At 31.8% G+C, this 19,102-nt stretch carries 21 protein-coding genes, 1 tRNA gene and 1 pseudogene (1 of these 23 only partly in view); 10 read left to right on the forward strand and 13 right to left on the reverse strand.

The window, feature by feature from the left end; genetic code table 11:
- A protein-coding gene (locus tag D6200_RS06110; protein ID WP_083574849.1) for a PA0069 family radical SAM protein crosses the window boundary here: on the reverse strand, positions 1–44 show its 5' portion. 1,021 nt of this gene lie to the left of the window's left edge; the window shows 44 of its 1,065 coding nt (coding positions 1–44); its start codon is at positions 42–44; the stop codon falls past the left edge of the window.
- A gap of 211 nt (positions 45–255) precedes the next feature.
- A complete protein-coding gene (aroC, locus tag D6200_RS06115; protein ID WP_047790439.1) occupies positions 256–1,317 on the reverse strand; it encodes a chorismate synthase in 1,062 nt (353 codons plus the stop codon).
- Between the two features lie 295 nt (positions 1,318–1,612).
- On the opposite strand from aroC, the gene D6200_RS06120 reads away from it, so the two are divergent.
- Positions 1,613–1,697 (forward strand) — tRNA-Ser (locus tag D6200_RS06120).
- Positions 1,698–2,257: 560 nt separating this feature from the next.
- Here the strand turns inward: D6200_RS06120 and D6200_RS06125 are convergent.
- The 5 genes from D6200_RS06125 to D6200_RS06145 all read right to left on the reverse strand — a co-directional run bounded on the left by D6200_RS06125 (position 2,258) and on the right by D6200_RS06145 (position 6,238).
- Entirely contained in the window at positions 2,258–2,818 is a 561-nt protein-coding gene (locus D6200_RS06125) for a phosphatase PAP2 family protein (RefSeq protein ID WP_317039794.1), read from the reverse strand.
- Positions 2,819–2,820: 2 nt separating this feature from the next.
- On the reverse strand, positions 2,821–3,870 hold the full coding sequence (locus D6200_RS06130; protein WP_073184866.1) for a peptidylprolyl isomerase: 1,050 nt from the start codon (positions 3,868–3,870) through the stop codon (positions 2,821–2,823).
- Positions 3,871–3,958: 88 nt separating this feature from the next.
- On the reverse strand, positions 3,959–4,684 hold the full coding sequence (locus tag D6200_RS06135) for an FKBP-type peptidyl-prolyl cis-trans isomerase (RefSeq protein ID WP_073184864.1): 726 nt from the start codon (positions 4,682–4,684) through the stop codon (positions 3,959–3,961).
- Positions 4,681–5,220 carry a gliding motility-associated peptidyl-prolyl isomerase GldI gene (gene gldI / locus D6200_RS06140; protein ID WP_047790442.1) on the reverse strand — a complete coding sequence of 180 codons (540 nt, stop codon included), beginning with the start codon at positions 5,218–5,220 and terminating at the stop codon, positions 4,681–4,683. The genes D6200_RS06135 and gldI overlap by 4 nt, the downstream gene beginning before the upstream one ends.
- On the reverse strand, positions 5,210–6,238 hold the full coding sequence (locus D6200_RS06145) for a DHH family phosphoesterase (protein WP_047790443.1): 1,029 nt from the start codon (positions 6,236–6,238) through the stop codon (positions 5,210–5,212). Before D6200_RS06145 ends, gldI begins: the two co-directional genes overlap by 11 nt.
- A gap of 81 nt (positions 6,239–6,319) precedes the next feature.
- On the opposite strand from D6200_RS06145, the gene D6200_RS06150 reads away from it, so the two are divergent.
- A complete protein-coding gene (locus tag D6200_RS06150) occupies positions 6,320–7,327 on the forward strand; it encodes an alkaline phosphatase D family protein (RefSeq protein ID WP_053056763.1) in 1,008 nt (335 codons plus the stop codon).
- 108 nt (positions 7,328–7,435) lie between these two features.
- The gene (locus D6200_RS06155) at positions 7,436–7,855 is read left to right on the forward strand and encodes a nucleoside-diphosphate kinase (protein ID WP_028892988.1); all 420 of its coding nucleotides are present in this window, start codon (positions 7,436–7,438) and stop codon (positions 7,853–7,855) included.
- Positions 7,856–7,993: 138 nt separating this feature from the next.
- On the opposite strand, the gene D6200_RS06160 is transcribed toward D6200_RS06155, so the two are convergent.
- From D6200_RS06160 to D6200_RS15595, 4 genes and pseudogenes are all read right to left on the reverse strand, one after another.
- A complete protein-coding gene (locus tag D6200_RS06160; RefSeq protein ID WP_231128427.1) occupies positions 7,994–8,461 on the reverse strand; it encodes a hypothetical protein in 468 nt (155 codons plus the stop codon).
- A 51-nt stretch (positions 8,462–8,512) separates the two neighbouring features.
- Positions 8,513–8,743 (reverse strand): hypothetical protein, encoded by a 231-nt coding sequence (locus D6200_RS06165; protein WP_047790444.1) that lies wholly within the window; start codon positions 8,741–8,743, stop codon positions 8,513–8,515.
- 86 nt (positions 8,744–8,829) lie between these two features.
- Entirely contained in the window at positions 8,830–9,306 is a 477-nt protein-coding gene (locus D6200_RS06170; protein WP_047790445.1) for an Hsp20/alpha crystallin family protein, read from the reverse strand.
- 406 nt (positions 9,307–9,712) lie between these two features.
- Positions 9,713–9,873, reverse strand: a pseudogene (locus tag D6200_RS15595) (IS110 family transposase); the annotation flags it as partial.
- A 603-nt stretch (positions 9,874–10,476) separates the two neighbouring features.
- Here D6200_RS15595 and D6200_RS06180 point away from each other — a divergent pair.
- The 3 genes from D6200_RS06180 (at position 10,477) to D6200_RS06190 (ending at position 13,434) form a co-directional block, all read left to right on the forward strand.
- Entirely contained in the window at positions 10,477–11,619 is a 1,143-nt protein-coding gene (locus tag D6200_RS06180) for a Shedu anti-phage system protein SduA domain-containing protein (protein ID WP_073184859.1), read from the forward strand.
- 169 nt (positions 11,620–11,788) lie between these two features.
- On the forward strand, positions 11,789–12,586 hold the full coding sequence (locus D6200_RS06185) for a HEAT repeat domain-containing protein (RefSeq protein ID WP_073184857.1): 798 nt from the start codon (positions 11,789–11,791) through the stop codon (positions 12,584–12,586).
- Positions 12,587–12,702: 116 nt separating this feature from the next.
- Positions 12,703–13,434: a hypothetical protein gene (locus D6200_RS06190; protein WP_073184855.1), complete on the forward strand. Its 732-nt coding sequence runs from the start codon at positions 12,703–12,705 to the stop codon at positions 13,432–13,434.
- A 534-nt stretch (positions 13,435–13,968) separates the two neighbouring features.
- On the opposite strand, the gene D6200_RS06195 is transcribed toward D6200_RS06190, so the two are convergent.
- Complete coding sequence (locus tag D6200_RS06195) at positions 13,969–14,268, reverse strand: DUF721 domain-containing protein (RefSeq protein WP_047790448.1); 300 nt, start codon at positions 14,266–14,268, stop codon at positions 13,969–13,971.
- 37 nt (positions 14,269–14,305) lie between these two features.
- A complete protein-coding gene (gene recF / locus D6200_RS06200) occupies positions 14,306–15,385 on the reverse strand; it encodes a DNA replication/repair protein RecF (protein ID WP_047790449.1) in 1,080 nt (359 codons plus the stop codon).
- Between the two features lie 113 nt (positions 15,386–15,498).
- Here recF and D6200_RS06205 point away from each other — a divergent pair, with 113 nt between their 5' ends.
- From D6200_RS06205 to mutL, 4 genes are all read left to right on the forward strand, one after another.
- Complete coding sequence (locus D6200_RS06205; protein ID WP_073184850.1) at positions 15,499–16,281, forward strand: tetratricopeptide repeat protein; 783 nt, start codon at positions 15,499–15,501, stop codon at positions 16,279–16,281.
- Positions 16,281–16,787 carry a 6,7-dimethyl-8-ribityllumazine synthase gene (gene ribH / locus D6200_RS06210; protein WP_073184849.1) on the forward strand — a complete coding sequence of 169 codons (507 nt, stop codon included), beginning with the start codon at positions 16,281–16,283 and terminating at the stop codon, positions 16,785–16,787. The genes D6200_RS06205 and ribH overlap by 1 nt, the downstream gene beginning before the upstream one ends.
- Before the next feature lie 177 nt (positions 16,788–16,964).
- Positions 16,965–17,246: a riboflavin synthase subunit beta gene (locus tag D6200_RS06215; protein ID WP_047790452.1), complete on the forward strand. Its 282-nt coding sequence runs from the start codon at positions 16,965–16,967 to the stop codon at positions 17,244–17,246.
- Positions 17,247–19,100, forward strand: coding sequence for a DNA mismatch repair endonuclease MutL (gene mutL, locus D6200_RS06220; protein ID WP_073184846.1), 1,854 nt, complete (start codon positions 17,247–17,249; stop codon positions 19,098–19,100).
- The last annotated feature ends 2 nt before the right edge of the window (positions 19,101–19,102 follow it).

Consider the following 19,102-nt stretch of genomic DNA (forward strand, 5'->3'; position numbering starts at 1 on the left):
TTGTGCGTGTTGTGTTGTGCACCACGCCCTTTAATATAGTCCATAATCATATCTAAATAAAATATTATAAAATTGTCTTTAGAATGACTTTATCGAGAACAGGTTCGTATAAACTTCTCGATACAATTTCGATAGAGCACCGAAATCATCCGAAGTGACTTTGTAAAGTTACTTTAAAATAAAATGATTTATTTAACAATAGGTAAAATTGTTATAAACAAAAAACACCATTTTAAAAAAATGGTGTTTTTAATTTTAAATTCTTCTAGTTTTATTCATTAACCAAAAATCGGCGAGTACTAAAGCTGTTAATGCCTCTACAATAGGTACTGCTCTTGGTACTACACAAGGGTCGTGTCTCCCTTTTCCGTGTATCTCAGTAGCCTCTCCTTTTGAGTTTGTTGTTGCTTGATTTTGCATTATTGTTGCTACGGGTTTGAATGCTACCCGAAAATAGATATCCATCCCGTTAGAAATCCCTCCTTGAATTCCTCCTGACAAGTTAGTTCGTGTTGTTCCGTCTGGATTAAAAATATCGTTATGCTCAGAACCTTGCATTTTTGCTCCACAGAAACCACTTCCAAACTCAAATCCTTTTACAGCGTTTATAGATAACATGGCTTTTCCTAACTCTGCATGTAATTTATGAAAAATAGGTTCTCCTAAACCTACAGGTACATTTTGTGCTACACATGTTATTGTTCCTCCAACAGTATCACCTGCTTTACGTATTTCATGAATTTTAGCAATCATCTTTTCTGCTGATACTTCATCAGGACAACGGACAATGTTACTTTCAATTTTAGAAAAGTCTAAATCTTGATATGGCTTTACCATAAAAACGTCTCCTACTGATGATGTAAATGCATTTATATTAATGTGATTGATTAATTGCTTTGCTAGCGCTCCTGCCACAACCCAATTGGCTGTTTCTCTTGCTGATGTTCGTCCACCACCTCTATGATCTCTAATTCCGTATTTTTTATCATACGTGTAATCGGCATGTGAAGGACGGTACACATCTGTATTATGGTTATAATCTTTACTTTTTTGATTTGTATTCTTTATTGCAAAACCTATTGAGGCTCCTGTAGTCACTCCATCAAAAATACCCGACAAAAACTCAACTGTATCTGGTTCTTTACGCTGTGTTACTATTTTAGATTGCCCTGGCTTACGACGATCTAATTCTTGCTGAATAGCATCAAAATTAACTTTTACTCCTGCAGGGAATCCATCAATCACACCTCCAATCGCTATTCCATGAGATTCACCAAATGTAGTTAACTTTAAAATATTTCCGAATGAATTAAACATACCTTACTATTTAATAAGACGAAGGTAGAATTTATTTACTAAAAACGATAATTTTCATTCTTATAATTATCGATTAATCCATTACCTCATCCTATTATGTATTCAGTTTATTTTTTTATTTAAATTTTTTAAAATTTTATTTCACACCAAACTTATTGATAGCAAAAGCATTACGCTTCACAACACTTTTAAAGCTTAAATTTTATTAAAAAAAGTATCAAAAAACTTTTTTAGAATTGAAAAAAGGTCATATATTTGCACCCGCAATCAGGAAATATATCTGATGAGGCACTCAGGAGAAATGGCAGAGTGGTCGAATGCGGCGGTCTTGAAAACCGTTGTCTGTAACAGGACCGGGGGTTCGAATCCCTCTTTCTCCGCAAGTCCGAAGCGAAAGCTTCGGATTTTTTTTTAGGGGATTAAAGAAAAAAAGCTTACAAATTTGTAAGCTTTTTTTATTTTACAATTATCACGCCTAAAAATAACATTACACAAAAAATTAAGTGTAACAAGAACAAACTATGTAAAGCATACCTAAAAGACTGTACACTTTGTTTCAAATTATAAATAACTTTAGAAGTTTAAATAGGTTAACTTACTTCTTCTCAAATATGTCACGAGTATGATATATAGACCTAAAGTTTAAGGCTATTTAGATTACACTTAAAACATATTTAGAGAGAACATCTCATTTACCTATGAGATACTTGTAGAAAGCGTGAGCAAGGACATTACCGAACTATTAAAAATTAAGTATTGGAAAACACCTTTTGTTATCCACCTTAAGAAAAACTAAATAATATATTCTAAGAGAAACTATTATATAAATTTATAACAACACGAAAAAACTGCCCACCTATATACTACATAAAGGTTAGACAGTTTATTAAATAATGTACATAATAGCACTAAATTTTACACTAGAATAACAAAATAATAGTTAAAAATTAAACTTACTATCTATAAAAGTATATAGCTTATAAGCCAAGCTTCCTATGATACCTCCATTAACAAAACCTACCAAAATATCTGTAGGAAAATGTACTCCTAAGTACAATCTGCTATAGGCAAAAATCAAAGGAAAAAGAACTAGAATTTTTATATATCTTACATACTTCTTTAAAAGAAGAATTATAAACACTGTAACTACTGTAGAAGTGGTTGCGTGACCTGAAACAAAACTATAACTTTGAGGCCTAATTAGCGTTCTTAAAACATCTTTTATTTCTGGGTCATTATTAGGACGTAATCTCTCAAAAACTCCTCTTATGAAATTTGTGAATTGGTCTGAAAAGGTTACTAAAACAGCTATAAAAACCACTGTAAATAATCCTTTTTTCCACCCAAACTGTTTAAACACTAAAAACAACAGAAAAGCAAACAATGGCGCCCAATAGAACTGATTCGTTATTATTAACCAAAAACTATCCCATTGCTCATTTCCTAAACTATTAAGATAAATTAAAAGCTCTTTATCTTTTTGTATAATATTTTCTATCACGATTACTTTCCTACTTTTAATACTTCTATTTCAAAAATTAAATCCGATTTTGGAGGTATCGGTCCTACTCTACGGTCTCCATATCCTAGATAAGAAGGTATAAACAATCGTACTTTATCTCCTTCTCTCATTGTTCTCACTCCTTCTTTCCAACCTGCTATTAATGGAAAGTTTTCGTCATCTACAGTAAAAACAAAAGCTTCTCCTTTATCTAAACTAGAATCTATTTTTCTTCCATCTGCTAAATACAGCGTATAATGCGCTGTTGTTGGTAATGCTGGATTTACTTTTTTTCCACTTCCTTTTTGTAATGACAAAATTTTCAAACCAGAATCAGTTGTAATTGCATCATTAATTCCTTGTTCTTCTTGATACTTTTGTTTTAACTCTTCTAGCTTTTTCTTTCTCTCTTCTTCTTTCTTTTCAACGTTTGCTAATTCATTTTCAAAAACTACTGGAGCATCAAACTTAGCCGCCTCTTCTCCTATTCTTAAAATTTCTATCTGTTTTATATAGTCATTTTTCTGAATGGTATCTACTACTGACTGACCTTGCAAAACACGACCAAAAACCGAATGTCCACCATCTAACCAAGGTGTTGCTTTGTGTGTAATAAAAAATTGACTAGAATTGGTAACTGGTCTTGAGTAGTTTGCCATAGACAACACCCCTGGTCCGTCGTGCTTATACAACAGTTTTCCTTCTTCATCCATTGGGAATTCATCGGCAAATGTATAACCCGCATCACCAGCACCTGTTCCTGTTCTATCCCCTCCTTGTATCATAAAATCTTTAATAACCCTATGAAACTTCGTTCCATCATAAAACGGTGTTCCTTTTAACGAATCTATCATTTTAGGATGTGTTCCTTCACTCAAGGCTACAAAATTCGCTACTGTCATTGGAACTTTATCATAAAAAAACTTTACTAAGATATCTCCTCTGTTTGTTTGGATATCTGCATACAACCCGTTTTCTAAATTAGGGTATTTCGCTGATTTACATGATACAAACATTATCAATACAACAAATACAATTTTAAATAATTTCATTTATTTCGTTTTTATTTTCTCATATAAACAATTAATTAGGTTAACAACAAGTGCTAACCTAATTAATTATCAACTATTTAAGTTTTATTTATTTTATCTCTAATAACTCTACTTCAAAAACTAAAGCTGAAAAAGGCTTAATATGTTGCCCTCTTTGTTGTGCTCCATAGGCTAATTCTTGAGGAATAAAGAATTTATATTTTGCTCCTGGCTTCATTAACTGTAAACCTTCTGTCCATCCTTTAATCACTTGTCCTACTCCAAATTCAGTTGGTTCACCTCTTTCTACTGAGCTATCAAACACAGTTCCATCAATTAAAGTTCCATGATAATGAACTTTTACTCTAGAGTTTGCTGTTGGAACTTCGCCTTCTCCTTCTTTTAAAACTACATACTGTAAACCACTCTCTGTAGTTTTTACTCCTTCTTTAGCTTTATTTATTGCTAAAAACTCTTCTCCTGCTTTTTTGTTATCTCCAAATTCAGCTTCTGCTTTTTTAGCTTGCTCTTCTTGCATTTGTTTCATTTTTTCTTGTTGCTTCTTTTGAAAAAATGCTCTTAAAATATTGTTTATATCTTTTGACTCTACTAATAGGTTTGTAGAATCCATACCATTTTTAAAACCTTGCACAAATAAATCCTGATCCATATCATCAAAATTCATTTTTATTTTATTAGCCATATCTAAGCCTAAAGCGTAGCTTACAGAGTCTACTTCTGTTGCTAATGAACTTTTTTGTTTAAACTGACCGTTACTGCATGAAACAATTGATAAACCTACAACTGTAGCTGCTAAAATGTTGGTTAATTTCATTCTTCTATTTTTGATTTTATATCGATTAATGTTACTGTACTTTGTATTGGCTGATTTACAGCTATTTTATTTCCATCTCCAGTAACTCCAAAAGCTCTGTATGATGGAATGACAAATGTAATAGTTTCTCCTTTTTTCATCAACTTTATTCCATCTTGTAATGCAGGAATAAAATCTTCTTTATCTACTTTGTAACTTCTCTCCTTTGTTTCATAAAGAACATCTCCATTCAGACTTACTATATTGTAAGACAACATAACTAAATCTTCAAACTTCGGAGAACTTGAGTTTAATGTATCTTTAGTAATATATGTATACCAAAAACCGTTAGGTGAAGTTTTATATTCTTTAAGAGTATCTTTAGCCACCCATTCTTCTAAACGTTTTTTTTCTAAAGCGTTTAGTTTCTTATTCTCTTTAAGAACTTCTTTATAAAAATTTGTTGTACCGTGTTGCTTTGGTCTTCTTGCTTGCGGCTCTTTACAAGACACTATAAGTATAGCTGTAAAAACAAAAAGTATTATTTTATGCTTCATACGATTTTTCTAACTCTTGTTGGTATGTAGGTAATAACGACTTAAATCTTGCTATCGTATTTTCCAAGCTATCATCACTTCTACCTCCAGCTGCATTATCATGTCCTCCTCCATTAAAATAATTACGTGCAAACTGGTTTACAGAGAATTTTCCTTTTGAACGAAAAGATATTTTCACAATTCCTTGTTCTTCATCTTCAATAAAAATGGCAGCAAATACAATTCCTTTCAAAGATAATGCATAGTTTACTACCCCTTCAGTATCTCCTTTTTCGTAATTAAATTTTCTCTTTTCTTCCTCAGTAAGTGTTATAAATGCTGTTTTATATTCTGGTAAAACTTTCATATTACTAAGTGCTTGCCCTAACAACAATAATCTATTGTAAGAGTTTGCATCGTGTACATTACTGTGAATCTTATCATTTTCAGCTCCTTTATCTATTAAATTTGCTATAATTCTATGAGTGGTACTTGTTGTAGATCTAAAACGGAAAGAACCTGTATCGGTCATAATACCCGTATATAAGCAAGTTGCTATATTTTTATCTATTAACTCTACATCTCCCATCATTTCAATAAAGTTGTATACCATTTGACAAGTTGAAGACATGGAAGTATCTGAATACATATACATGAAATCGTCTGGTTGTTGATGGTGATCTATTAAAGCAAAATCGTTTTCGTATTGCTCTAAAGTGTTTTGCATATCACTTCCTACTCTATGTAACGCATTAAAGTCTAGTAAGAAAACAATGTTAGACTTCGCTAAAGCTTTGACAGATTGGTTGTTTTGACGATCAAAACGCTTAACAGTTTTTGACCCAGGAACCCAATGCAAAAAATCAGGATATTCGTTTGGCATTAACACTTGTGCCGTATGTCCTTTTTTATCTAAATAATGTTTTAAACCTAATGTTGAACCAATTGCATCTCCATCTGGGTTTCTATGCCCAATTATTACAATATTCCTAGGTTTAGATAAGAACTCTTTTAATTCTGTAAAATGCTTTAAAATCATAAGTCGCGAAGATACAAATTAATGCTATATTAACCTTTTTATGTATTGCTTTTTGTTTCTTTGCTATAAAATTAAAACTTAATGAAATCTACTAAATTTATTACCCTATTAACCTTTTTGCTAAGTATCCCTTTTCTATCTTTTAGTCAAGATACATTTTCCATTGCTTTTGGATCTTGTAATAACCAAAAACTTAACAATCCTTTTTGGGAAAACATTCTATCACTTCAACCCGATGTATGGATTTGGGGTGGAGATAATATTTATGCAGATACTAATAACATGCGTAAAATGAAACGTATGTATAAAAGTCAAAAAAAGGTTAAAGGATATAAAGAACTAACTACCAAAGTTCCAATTCTTGCTACATGGGATGATCATGATTATGGTAAAAATGATGCAGGTGTAGAATTTGAAATGAAAGACGAAAGTCAACAATTATTTTTAGATTTCTTAGATGTTCCCAAAAACTCTCCTAGAAGAAAACAACGAGGCGTTTACCACTCTAAAACTTTCAACACAAAAGATGGTAGTGTTAAAATTATTGTTTTAGATACTCGCTATTTTAGAACTTCACTTACTAGAGGTACTAACGGACAACGTTTTCAACCTAACAAATATAACGAAGGTACTATTTTAGGCGATACACAATGGAAATGGCTTACAAATGAACTTACAAACTCTACTGCTACTTTTACTATAATTGTAAGCAGTATTCAAATCTTATCAAAAGAACATGGTTTTGAAAAATGGGGTAACTTTCCTCATGAAGTAGCTAATTTATTCAGTTTAATTAAAAAAGCTAAAAACACCAACGTAATTCTTCTTTCTGGAGATAGACATATTTCTGAGTTTTCTAAAACAACTATTGAAGGACTTGCTTATCCTCTTATAGATTTCACTTCAAGTGGGTTAACACATGCTTATTCTTCATTTTCTTCAGAAGAAAACAACTTCAGAATAGGAAATGTTGTAAATTCTTTAAGCTATGGAACGTTGCTTTTAGATTTAAAAACTAAAAAAGTAACCTTTCAAATGCGTGGTAAAAACAAATCTATCTTACAAGAAATCAACCAAGTATACCCTTAACTTGCTAATAACATTAAAAAGTGTATTTTTGCGCCGATTTATGCAAAGTTTGCATAATCAACAACAATTAAGAAATTTATCATATACTGATATTTATTACATTTAATAATGGCAACAAATAGAACTTTTACAATGATTAAACCAGATGCTGTTGAAAACGGACATACTGGTGCAATTTTAGAAAAAATTAATGCTGCAGGTTTCAGAATCGTAGCTATGAAAAAAACACAAATGACGAAGCGTGATGCTGAGACTTTTTACGGGGTACACAGCGAGCGTCCTTTCTTTGGTGAGTTAGTTGAGTTTATGACTCGCGGACCAATCATCGCTGCTATCTTAGAAAAAGACAACGCTGTTGAAGATTTTAGAACTTTAATTGGTGCTACAAACCCAGCTGAAGCTGCTGAAGGAACTATCCGTCAGTTATATGCTACTTCTATTGGAGAAAATGCAGTACACGGTTCTGATTCTGATGAAAACGCAGCTATCGAAGGAGCTTTCCACTTTTCTGGTAGAGAAATGTTTTAATCTTTAATTTAGATTACTGAATTTATAGATATTATAAAGGCTCGCTACAGTTTTGTAGCGAGTTTTTTTTATAAATATTTCTCTAATTATTTTCCCTTTACTAAGCAAAATGCATCCTTTTAGCTAATTTAAATTAGCTTATTTAGGGTTTATAAATTCAGACTGATATTTTTCTAAAAACTTCTTCTGCCTATCTTCCATTTGTTTCATTATTTTATCTATCTCCATAAACTCTCTACCAAAATTACTTTTAAAAAAATCATTACTAAAATAATGTTTACTAAAAAGAGAGTCTTCAGAAAAGACATCTTCAAATCCTTGCGTTTGAAATTCTGAAAAGTTTGTAAAAAATTTAGATTTAAATGATTTTAACAAACTATCTCTGTCTATAGAAGAAAGATTTGTTTCATTGTTGTTAAGTGACCAGGTATAAATACTATCATAACGTATCAAGTTTCCATTTTCATCAAACTCTTTATCTACTTTCCAACTTCCTTTAGGTTGTTTTTCTATACGCTCAACACTTTCTTTTTGTCTGTGTTTTTGACCATTGCAACTAATAGTTAACAAAGCCAAGACCATACATAACATATACTTTCTCATCATTTTTAATTTTTTGTTAAACAATTCGTAAACTTAATAAGGTTAATTAAACTTCTACACCTTATATAAACCTCCTGTTTCTGGTGACTTCACTAAATTGTTTTGATGAAATATTTTTGATTTTCGTTCACCTTCTTTATACCAAACACACTCTAAATAAGTATCATTATTATTCACCCCTAATAAGGCATCCTTCTTTAGGATGTATTTGAGCACTTCCATCTTTGGAGTTTTATTACTACCTTTTAATCTCACCCAATCTCCTGATTTAAATTTTCTAGGCATATGATTGTATATTAAATTAATAGGAAAATATTTATAAAGGAGGCTGATAATTCAGCCTCCTTACCTCCTTTAAGGATAAAAAATCATTATGAAATTTTAATTGTTCTTGCTGGTTTTTGTTTTGCTTCATCTTTTTTAGGTAAAAAGATGTTTAAGATACCATCCTTGTAGCTAGCATTAATCTTATCATCATTCACGCTTTCTGGTAGCGTAAATGTTCTTTTAAACGAAGAATATCCAAACTCTCTACGAGTATAGTTTTCTTGTTTTTCTTCATTTGTTTCTTTTATTTCTGTGCTAATAGATAATATTTGATTATCAATATTTATATGAAAATCAGATTTGCTTAAACCAGGAACAGCCATTTCTACAATATAACTATCTGCTGTTTCTTTAATGTTTACTTTAGGTAAAGTAATTCCTGTATTAAAGTTTGATGTAAACACAGCTGGAAGATCTCTATTAAACACATCATCTAGCCAACTAGACAAGTTAGGGAAGTTTACGTTTGAATTAGTGCTTGTTAAACTTCCGTTTTTAGGAACATTAATTAAATTGCTCATAATTACAAAATTTTAATTAAACATTATTTCAAATACGAAACCTTAAGTGATTTCAATCACCTATTTTGCAAATAATGAGCCAAAATAAAAAACGAGACAACTTCTTTTATTAACTTTTAATTTTCTTTAACATACGACTGTTATTTTTACAGTCACCTATTGTTTTTCATCAAAAAAAGGTCATTTTGTCATATTAAAAAACTCATCAACACACTCAAAAACAAAAACTTAGTTCATTTTTAATTTAATTCACAATAACTTCGTTAGTATTGAGCATAAATCATTAAAACGGATTCGGGTTCTTAAAAAATTGTCATTAATTTAAAAAATAGTGTGAGAAAAATATTACTATAGTATTATTAGGAAGAACTGAAGTAAAAACAAGTGTATTTTATACTTTTTTAACTCAAAGCACTTTATAATTTGCATCATAATGTAAACCACTTTTCACTATTATTTTAGTAACTTATTACACACTGCTATTAAAGCAGATTTCACTTTTACCCTAGCAATAATTCGATCATAAAGCTCTCTACACTCTTTATTGTACTTACATATTGATGAGGAAAGCTCAACGAAGCTCGCTGATGGTTTCGTTGCCTTGAGGAAAGCTCAGCGTAACGCGCTGATGGTTTCGTTGTGTTGAGGAAAGACCAGCGTGACGCGCTGATGGTTTCGTTGCCTTGAGGAAAGACCAGCGTGACGCGCTGATGGTTTCGTTGTCTTGAGGAAAGCTCAACGTGACGCGCTGACGGTTTCGTTGCCTTGAGGAAAGCTCAGCGTGACGCGCTGATGGTTTCGTTGCCTTGAGGAAAGCTCAGCGTGACGCGCTGATGGTTTCGTTGGGAGACTATTCAATAAAGTGTGTCAATAGCGATACATAGCACCGTTGCTACTCCGTAAAACATCTTTTATTCCCTAAATAATTGAGCTTATGATATTCCGTAAGAATTTGTGCCCATCTTGTAGTAAGTTCGTTGGAGTTATATAATTAATTAACAAACAACAATAACTCGTTAATAACTTTATTTTAAGTAACCTATTGATTTTAATATATTTGAAAACGTATAAAAATTGCTAAAAGTTCCGTTTATACTACCGTTAAGAGAATGTAACAGTAATTTCATTACGTATATAAACTAGTTGTAGCTAATTTGAAGAAACTAACGGATGAAGAAAAAAGATAGACTTTCAAAATGGAAAAAAGAGGAAAAACATCCTCTAGGATTTGAAAGTCCCGTTGATTCTGATTTCGAAGAATTTCTTGAAAAAAGGAATAGTCGCAATACTTCAGAAGAAAAAAATCCTTTTAACTCAAATTATGACTTAATGAAAATGACTAGAGAATTGGTCTTTGATATTAAAAACGGAGTTCCAGTCTTTCATTATATCTGTCCAATGCTTGACACGAAAGAATTGGAATTATCGTATCATCATCTTTTGGATAGTGTAATCGAAGGCGATGATGTCGATATTGAACGTGAGGTTATAAACACTCTTGGTTTAGCTACAGCACTTGAAGTTCCTGTTTATCCAAATAATGACAAAGTTGAAATTGAACTTTCAAATTACTATCGAAAATTGATTCAAAATGGATTTACCGCACCTGATGAAGATGGCAATGATGTAAAAATCAGACCCGTAAATTCAAAGAAAATGGACGACTTTAAAGTTGACAAATTATCGAAAATTGATTTGACAAAGTTTTGGTCACCTACCGATTTACTAATGCTAAAACAAGTTGTTAAAGATGAATTTTTAAAGTTGAACAATGCGCATCGCACATTAACAATGCTAGAAATAGCCATTGAACAACTAGAAAAACTTTTGGATACATCAAAAAGGAATGAGAATAGTTTACAAAAATGTATTACCGAAAATCCAATTCTTTTAGGACTTGACTATGCAAAAATTATCCCTAAACATAAATTAGGCTCTGAATTTGAAGTAGATTATGCATTAGAAAAATTCAACGGCTTAATTGACTTAATGGAAATTGAATCTAGTAACCTAAGTATTTTTACAAAACAAGGTAATCCGTCTAGTTATTTAGTTCACGCAGAACAGCAAGTTATTGATTGGCTAGATTGGACTGAGAAAAATAATGCTTATGCCAGAATTGGACTAGAAGGACTAATATCCCCTAAAGGTTTTGTAATAATTGGTAGAAGTTCAAGTTTAACCGAAAAAACAAAAGCAAGTCTAATTAGAAGAAACAAAGCATTTAATGGAAACATTACGATTATGACTTACGATGATGTTTTAAGAAAAGCTAAAAGCTTGAGAGATATTTTAAAAACTGAAAAAAACTAGCTACAACAATGGCTATAAGTAATTGCTTGTTCTCGCCTACTTTGGAAATTCCTGCGGAATTTCCAACTTGGTGTGTACTTGCAAAGTTATGTACTAAACCACGCAACTACTCATAGCCGAGACCGTTAGCAGCAATAATAAAATAACTGGTATTCAAAGCAAGCAATAGATGGATAGAACAGAATTCTACAGGATACTCGAGATGACACAGGATGACGGACATCCTCATTGGCCATCGAAAATTCCTAATCCAGAATTAGTAAAGCAAGGTAAACAAGTTATTCCGTATCTAATAGAAGCGCTGAGGACAGAACATGCTTCATCAGCCGTTATTACACTTGCTGGAATTGGTATAGATGCACTCCCTGCTTTAAATGCTGAAATTGAAACGACAGAAATTAGAAGACCTGTATTCCGCTCTCTAATTTATCTTGCCCACATGCACAAGTTGTTGAATCCCAAAATATCATTCCAGCACCTAATCGAACTTGTAACCATTGACTATGAAATAACGGAAAGCAATTTCCATAAACGACAAGAAAAAGAAAGCATACAATCGGATGCAATAAATATCCTAGGACTATATAACATTAAGGAAGCTGTTCCTGCTTTACTAGAAAAACTACATCACCATAACTACCTTTGTGTTTGCGCTTGTAAGGCACTATCAAGGATAAAAGATCCTGTAGCGTTAGAACCACTAGTGAATGTTTTACAGGACGAACAAAAATTTTGGGTTCCTAGAGGGGCTGCAGCTATCGCCATTGGTGATTTTGGATTACTCGCTAAACATCTATTACCTCAACTTGAAAGGTCTTTACATTACGAAATAAAAGACAGTAGTGAAAAATGGGATGAGCGCGCTAAAAATGCGGTTGCAGATTCAATTAGAAAAATTACTGACCCAAATAGCCAATCAATGCTTAAAGGAAAAGGGTTTAAGTACGAGATGTGGGGAATCTACTAGAAAAGGAATGCTGCTAACACAACCTACACTTCATGCCGAAAAGTGTTATATTCGAGAGTCGGCACGAAAGCGTAGCTTCAAACCGTTTGCTGTAATTAAAAAATAAAGAGAAAAAGATGCGATTAGCAGAAATAGCAAGACAATTAGGAACAAATAAAGAAATAATGGATTCATACTGGGAATACCATGAAAGAAAACAGAATTGGTTTTTTTCTCCAAATCCAAATTTAGATGGAGCTACAAGAAGACCTATGTTTCCAAGTCTTATAGATTGGAAAAAATTAAAATCATCTGAGAGAAAACGAAAATGGAATAACCTTAGTATGAAGCAACGAATGACAATTTCAACTCTTGCTGGGTTTGGATATGAAGGGAGAGGAATTAACTTAGACAATATATCTCACTTTTCTAGATTAAGAGAAGCTTGTATGAGTAAATGGAAAATAAACTTATACAGTGTGTTCTGGAGTGATTTAGGAAACGGAAAACGTTGGCTTTGTAATGTTTTTGTTGGTGATGCTATTTATTTATACGGTTTAAATAACTTTACTTCATCAAATAATCATTATTATGACCCAGAACAAATCTATATGGGTAAATCTTCTTTAAGAAAAAGAAAAAATTATAAAGATGTTAAAGTTGGAGATATTGTTGTTTTTGGAAAAGGACATGTAGAAATTATTACAAGTATTCAAAAATATTGGGTTGCTGATGATGGGTTTTGCTCTATCGGCGCAGGCAGAGGTAGGGGTAGATCTTATATGGGAAGTATAGAATGTGATGGGGCATTAACACTTTCAGGAAAAAGAGAACTAAATAATAGCAATCATACATACTTTTATATATAGAATGCGAAAATTTTATTTTTTATCTTGTTTGTCTAATTTTCTAATACTGTTTTTAGTTGGACAGTTTGTTTTTCCTTTAATCGAAGGAATAGTTAGTAATCACATAAAAAAATTTACCGAAATCAGTAGTTACGTAAATTATAGTTACTATTTCTATTTTTTTGTGTTTTGGTGGCTTGCACCACTTTCAATACTTTTAATAAAAAATTACTTAAAACATTTATTACTTTTTATTACAATAAATATATTATTAGCGGTCATAATTTTAATAAGCTCTTTTAAATATGGTTTTGAAATAATTTTATATGACCTACTGTTATTTATAGTGCCAAGTATGGTAATTTCTATTTCGGTTTATTATTCTCAAATGATAATTGGAAAAAAACTACTACCAACAAAGTATAAGCGTAATGCGGAGTAGAGTGCTAAATACGAAAAATAGACTATTATAACCTCAAGGTTAAACAAAAGTGAAGTGCTCCTAACCTCGCACTACGCTTATACAATCACGTTAGCTGTAATACACACTATACCCTATACCAACATCAGTTTTTTAACAAGCTCCTCTCCTATTTCCTCATTAATCATGCGTATAATCTTATCTTTACCGTAACTTAACTCTTCTCGTAGTACCGAGGAAGACAAACGAACAATTAAGGTTCCGTTTTGTAGTTTTACTTCACTGGTATACGAAGCCACTCCTGCACCCATCAATTTTTCCCAAGCTTCGTCAATATGAATTTTTTGAAATCCTTTTTTCAACTTATTATTCTCTTGAATAAAGCTTCCCATTAAATCTTTGATTGAAAAACTATCGTTTTCTCTTTTAGCCATTTGATTTGCTTTTTGCCTTGTTTTCTTGCAACTAAGATTATAATTTAAAAATCTGATACTCTTGATTACTCTTTTTTATCACTTCCTCTGTTCTATCGGCATGTGTATCTGTAATAAAAATTTGTCCAAATTCATCACTATTTACCAAATCAACGATTTGAGCAACCCTATTTTCATCTAACTTATCAAAAATATCATCCAATAACAAAATAGGAGTTACGTTAGATTGCTTTTTAATAAACTCAAACTGTGCCAACTTTAATGCTATTAAATACGATTTTTGTTGTCCTTGTGAACCAAACTTTTTAATAGGATGTTCCTCTATTTCAAAATTTAAATCATCCTTATGAATTCCAACAGATGTATACTGCAGCATCTTATCTTTCTCTAAGTTTTGTTGTAACAAAACTTCTAAAGACACCTCGTGTAACTGACTTTTATAACGCAAATTTACCTCTTCGTTTGCTCCAGAAATAATTTTATGCTTATCGTTAAAAATGGGCACAAACTCTTCTAAAAAAGCTTTTCTTTTGTTATAAATAACCGTTCCATACTCAATTAATTGCTCATCGTATACTTTTAAATTTAACGCATCAAATGTTCTATTGGCAGCAAAATACTTCAACAATGCATTTCGCTGACTCACCGTTTTAGTATACGAAATTAACGTTTGTAAATACTTTTTATCTTGTTGAGAAATTACTCCGTCAATAAATTTACGACGAGTTTCGCTTCCTTCAACAATTAAATCCCTATCCGCAGGAGAAATAATCACCAACGGTAGCTGCCCTATATGTTCAGAAAATTTTTCGTAGGCTTTTCCATTGCGTTTCAATACTTTTTTCTGACCTCTTTTTAAGGAACAGATAATTTTTTCTTGTCGATCGTTTAACAAATAATCTCCTTCAACCATAAAAAAATCTTGACCGTGTCGAATATTCTGTCCTGCAATCGAATTGAAGTAACTTTTAGCAAATGACAGGTAATAAATTGCATCTAACACATTGGTTTTTCCAATACCATTATTCCCAACAAAGCAGTTAATTTTCTTTTGAAAATCAAAAGTTTGAGATTCAATATTCTTAAAGTTTACCAAAGAAAGTTTTTGTAAATACATGAATGAGCCCTGTTACTAAAAGAAAGCGCAAATTATCGAAAATTTACGAAAAAACGACTTTTAAAATCCAATTAAAAAAACTATTTTTGTCGCCACTAATTTTTTAAGCAATTATGGCTACATACAAGAAAAGAGGTTACAAACCTAAGAAAGAAAAGGTTACACAAGAAGTAGAAGAAACATTTGATGAATCTCAAAGTACTACTGCTGAAGTATTTAATACTCTAGATGATACGGCGAATAAATCAGAAGAATGGATTGAAAAAAATAGCAAGCCATTATTTTACGGATTGGTAGCTGTTGCAGCTTTAATTTTAGTGTACTTAGCTTATAACAAGTTTATTGCTGAGCCAACACAACAAGAAGCTTCAAACGAATTAGCATATCCTCGTACTTTCTTTGAAAAGGCAAATACCTCTGCTGGTGCTATTGCTGATTCATTATACACTTTAGGTTTAGAAGGTGGTGATGGAAAATATGGTTTTATTGATATTGCCGATCAATTTAGTGGCACAAAAGCAGGAAACTTAGCAAACTATTATGCAGGTATTTCTTACTTAAAAATAAAAAAATACGAAGAGGCTATAGAGTATTTAAGCAGCTTTAGTTCAGATGATGAGCTATTAGGGCCTACTGCTTTAGGAGCTATTGGTGATGCTTTTGCTGATATCAATCAGCCAGAAGACGCTTTAGACTATTATCAACAGGCAGCTAATAAAAAAGATAATCAATTTACTACGCCTTTATTTTTATTCAAAGCAGCTCAAATTGCAATGGATTTAAAAGAATACAGTAAAGCTGAAAAATTATACACAACCATTAAAGAAAAATACGCTGATTCTGATCAAGGAAGAGATATTGAAAAGTATATCAACAGTGCAAAATACGCTCAATAATGGCAACAACAAATTTATCTTATTACGATAAAGCAACAATCCCAAATGCGAAGTCTTTTCGATTTGGGATTGTTGTTTCAGAATGGAATCCTGAAATCACTAAAAACCTTCATAAAGGTGCTATTGAAACTTTATTAGATTGTGGAGCTACAGAGGAAAATATTGTTTCTTGGAATGTTCCTGGTAGTTTTGAATTAGTGTACGGATGTAAAAAAATGATCGAAACACAAAAATTAGATGCTATTATCGCCATTGGAAATGTTATCCAAGGTGAAACCAAGCATTTCGATTTTGTATGTGAAGGAGTTACTCAAGGAATTGTAGATTTAAACATTAAGTACGATGTTCCTGTAATTTTCTGTGTATTGACCGATAACACCAAACAACAATCTATTGATCGTTCAGGCGGTAAACTAGGTAACAAAGGAATTGAATGTGCAGTAGCTGCAGTTAAAATGGCAGCAATTAAAAATCAAGAACGTCCATCAAAATCATTAGGTTTTTAATTAATTCTGTTATAGTTAAATATTATTAAAAAGCGTTTAGATTTTGGAATCTAAACGCTTTTTAACTTTAATTTATACACATTTTTTGACCACCTCTCTATAATTCAGTAACTTTGGAATTCGTCTTATTTGGTGTGATTTTTGTTCCACTTAAGCTATTAAAGAAGCAACAATTTTATGGGATTTATCAAAAGAGAAAATAAAAAGTTCGATTACAAACCTCGTTATTATCAAGGAGAAGGAAATCCTTATAAGATAAAACAAAAGTTTGATGAATACAGAACTACTGTTGGAAAAAGAAAAAGTTTAAAGGGAAAGTTTAATGCTGCTTTTGACGAATTTAAAGAGTCTGGTTACAAACTGAATAAAACTATAGTTATTATAGCGTTAGTTTTAACGCTTATTTTCTTGTTTATTATCGACTTTGATCTTACAATCTTTTTCCCAAAAAATAATTAAATGTCAGATATTATACAGTTACTACCTGATCATGTTGCAAACCAAATTGCTGCTGGAGAAGTTGTGCAACGCCCTGCTTCTGTAGTAAAAGAATTGATTGAGAACTCTATTGATGCTGGTGCTACTTCTATCACCTTATTGTTAAAAGATGCTGGAAAAACTTTAATTCAAGTAATTGATGATGGTAAGGGAATGAGTGCTACGGATGCTCGTTTAAGTTTTGAACGTCATGCCACTTCAAAAATTAAAGATGCACAAGATTTATTCAACCTAAATACTAAAGGTTTTCGTGGAGAAGCTTTAGCTTCTATTGCTGCCATTGCGCATGTTGAATTAAAAACGAAACAAGAAGATGACGAGTTAGGAACGCAAATAAAAATTGAAGGTAGTGAAATAACTTCTCAAGAAGTAGTTTCAACTGCGAAAGGAACTAGTATCGCTGTTAAAAATTTATTTTTTAATATTCCTGCACGTCGTAACTTTTTAAAATCTGACACTGTTGAAACGCGTCATATTGTTGATGAATTTCAACGTGTAGCCTTAGCGCATCCTACTATTTCTTTTTTATTACACCATAACAACAACGAGGTTTATCATTTAAAAAAGAGCAACTTACGCAAACGTATTGTGGCTATTTTTGGAACTAAAATGAACGAAAAATTAGTTCCTATTAATGAACAAACAGATATTATAACTGTTAACGGATTTGTTGCTAAACCTGAATTCGCAAAGAAAAAACGTGGCGAACAGTTCTTTTTTGTAAATAACCGCTTTATAAAAAGCTCTTATTTAAACCACGCTGTGGTAAATGCTTTTGAAGGTTTATTAGAAAGTGGTTCGCATCCTTCTTATTTCTTGTATTTAGAGGTACCTCCTAATACAATTGATATTAATATTCACCCGACAAAAACGGAAATTAAGTTTGATAACGAAAAAGCATTATACGCTATTTTACGTGCTACTGTAAAACATAGTTTGGGGCAATATAATGTAGCTCCTGTATTGGATTTTGACAGAGATGCTACTTTAGATACTCCTTACGATTATAGCAAAAAGAGTAACTCATCTGTTCCTCCAATAACTGTTGATCCTACATTTAATCCTTTTAAAACGGAAACTAATTACAAAGAGCCGTCTAATACAAATAGCTCTCCTAAAAGTAGCACAACGCACAGTTATCAATCTAACTTTAAAAAAGATACTGGAAGTTGGGAAGCTTTATATACAAATACTGAAACCATTGAACCTATTCAACAAGAACAACTTTTTGAATCTGAGCAAGAAACTGAAACTGGAAAAACCTTCCAAATTCAAAAAAAATACTTATTGAGTTCTATAAAATCAGGCGTGGTATTAATTCATCAATCTTTAGCACACCAACGTGTTTTATATGAAGAATTTTTAGAGAATATTACTGTTAAAGAAGCTAGCAGTCAGCAACTGCTGTTTCCTGTAAATATTTCTTTTTCTTCATCAGATATTGAAATGATATACAGTATAAAATCTGATTTAGAGAGTGCTGGTTTTATGTTTGACGAGTTCACCAAAGAAAGTGTAGTAATTGCCGGAATTCCTACTTCAATAAGTGAAAGTCAAATCACCCTTATTTTAGAACAGTTATTAGACGATATTAAACTCGAAGTACCTGATAGTAGTTTTAGTCACTTTGACGTGATGGCAAAATCATTTGCTAAATCATTAGCTATAAAAACAGGAACTTCTTTAAGTGCAAAAGAACAAGAAAATTTAGTAAACAACTTATTCTCTTGCAAAGAACCTAATATTTCACCCTTTGGCAAACCTACATTTAAAACATTAGCTTTAAATGAAATTGATGCCATTTTTAATAAATAAAA

Origin of the sequence: Tenacibaculum mesophilum, assembly GCF_003867075.1 — a bacterium.
Lineage (GTDB): Bacteria > Bacteroidota > Bacteroidia > Flavobacteriales > Flavobacteriaceae > Polaribacter > Polaribacter mesophilus.

Coding starts and splice junctions, on each gene's coding strand:
- D6200_RS06130 (WP_073184866.1), bottom strand. CDS start 3,870: ATGAAATTATTTAAAATTGTATTTGTTGTATTGATAATGTTTGTATCA.
- D6200_RS06185 (WP_073184857.1), top strand. CDS start 11,789: ATGGATAGAACAGAATTCTACAGGATACTCGAGATGACACAGGATGAC.
- D6200_RS06135 (WP_073184864.1), bottom strand. CDS start 4,684: ATGAAATTAACCAACATTTTAGCAGCTACAGTTGTAGGTTTATCAATT.
- D6200_RS06190 (WP_073184855.1), top strand. CDS start 12,703: ATGCGATTAGCAGAAATAGCAAGACAATTAGGAACAAATAAAGAAATA.
- D6200_RS06165 (WP_047790444.1), bottom strand. CDS start 8,743: ATGCCTAGAAAATTTAAATCAGGAGATTGGGTGAGATTAAAAGGTAGT.
- recF (WP_047790449.1), bottom strand. CDS start 15,385: ATGTATTTACAAAAACTTTCTTTGGTAAACTTTAAGAATATTGAATCT.
- D6200_RS06215 (WP_047790452.1), top strand. CDS start 16,965: ATGGGATTTATCAAAAGAGAAAATAAAAAGTTCGATTACAAACCTCGT.
- D6200_RS06195 (WP_047790448.1), bottom strand. CDS start 14,268: ATGGCTAAAAGAGAAAACGATAGTTTTTCAATCAAAGATTTAATGGGA.
- D6200_RS06145 (WP_047790443.1), bottom strand. CDS start 6,238: ATGATTTTAAAGCATTTTACAGAATTAAAAGAGTTCTTATCTAAACCT.
- D6200_RS06155 (WP_028892988.1), top strand. CDS start 7,436: ATGGCAACAAATAGAACTTTTACAATGATTAAACCAGATGCTGTTGAA.
- D6200_RS06205 (WP_073184850.1), top strand. CDS start 15,499: ATGGCTACATACAAGAAAAGAGGTTACAAACCTAAGAAAGAAAAGGTT.
- aroC (WP_047790439.1), bottom strand. CDS start 1,317: ATGTTTAATTCATTCGGAAATATTTTAAAGTTAACTACATTTGGTGAA.
- D6200_RS06160 (WP_231128427.1), bottom strand. CDS start 8,461: ATGATGAGAAAGTATATGTTATGTATGGTCTTGGCTTTGTTAACTATT.
- ribH (WP_073184849.1), top strand. CDS start 16,281: ATGGCAACAACAAATTTATCTTATTACGATAAAGCAACAATCCCAAAT.
- D6200_RS06180 (WP_073184859.1), top strand. CDS start 10,477: ATGAAGAAAAAAGATAGACTTTCAAAATGGAAAAAAGAGGAAAAACAT.
- gldI (WP_047790442.1), bottom strand. CDS start 5,220: ATGAAGCATAAAATAATACTTTTTGTTTTTACAGCTATACTTATAGTG.
- D6200_RS06150 (WP_053056763.1), top strand. CDS start 6,320: ATGAAATCTACTAAATTTATTACCCTATTAACCTTTTTGCTAAGTATC.
- mutL (WP_073184846.1), top strand. CDS start 17,247: ATGTCAGATATTATACAGTTACTACCTGATCATGTTGCAAACCAAATT.
- D6200_RS06170 (WP_047790445.1), bottom strand. CDS start 9,306: ATGAGCAATTTAATTAATGTTCCTAAAAACGGAAGTTTAACAAGCACT.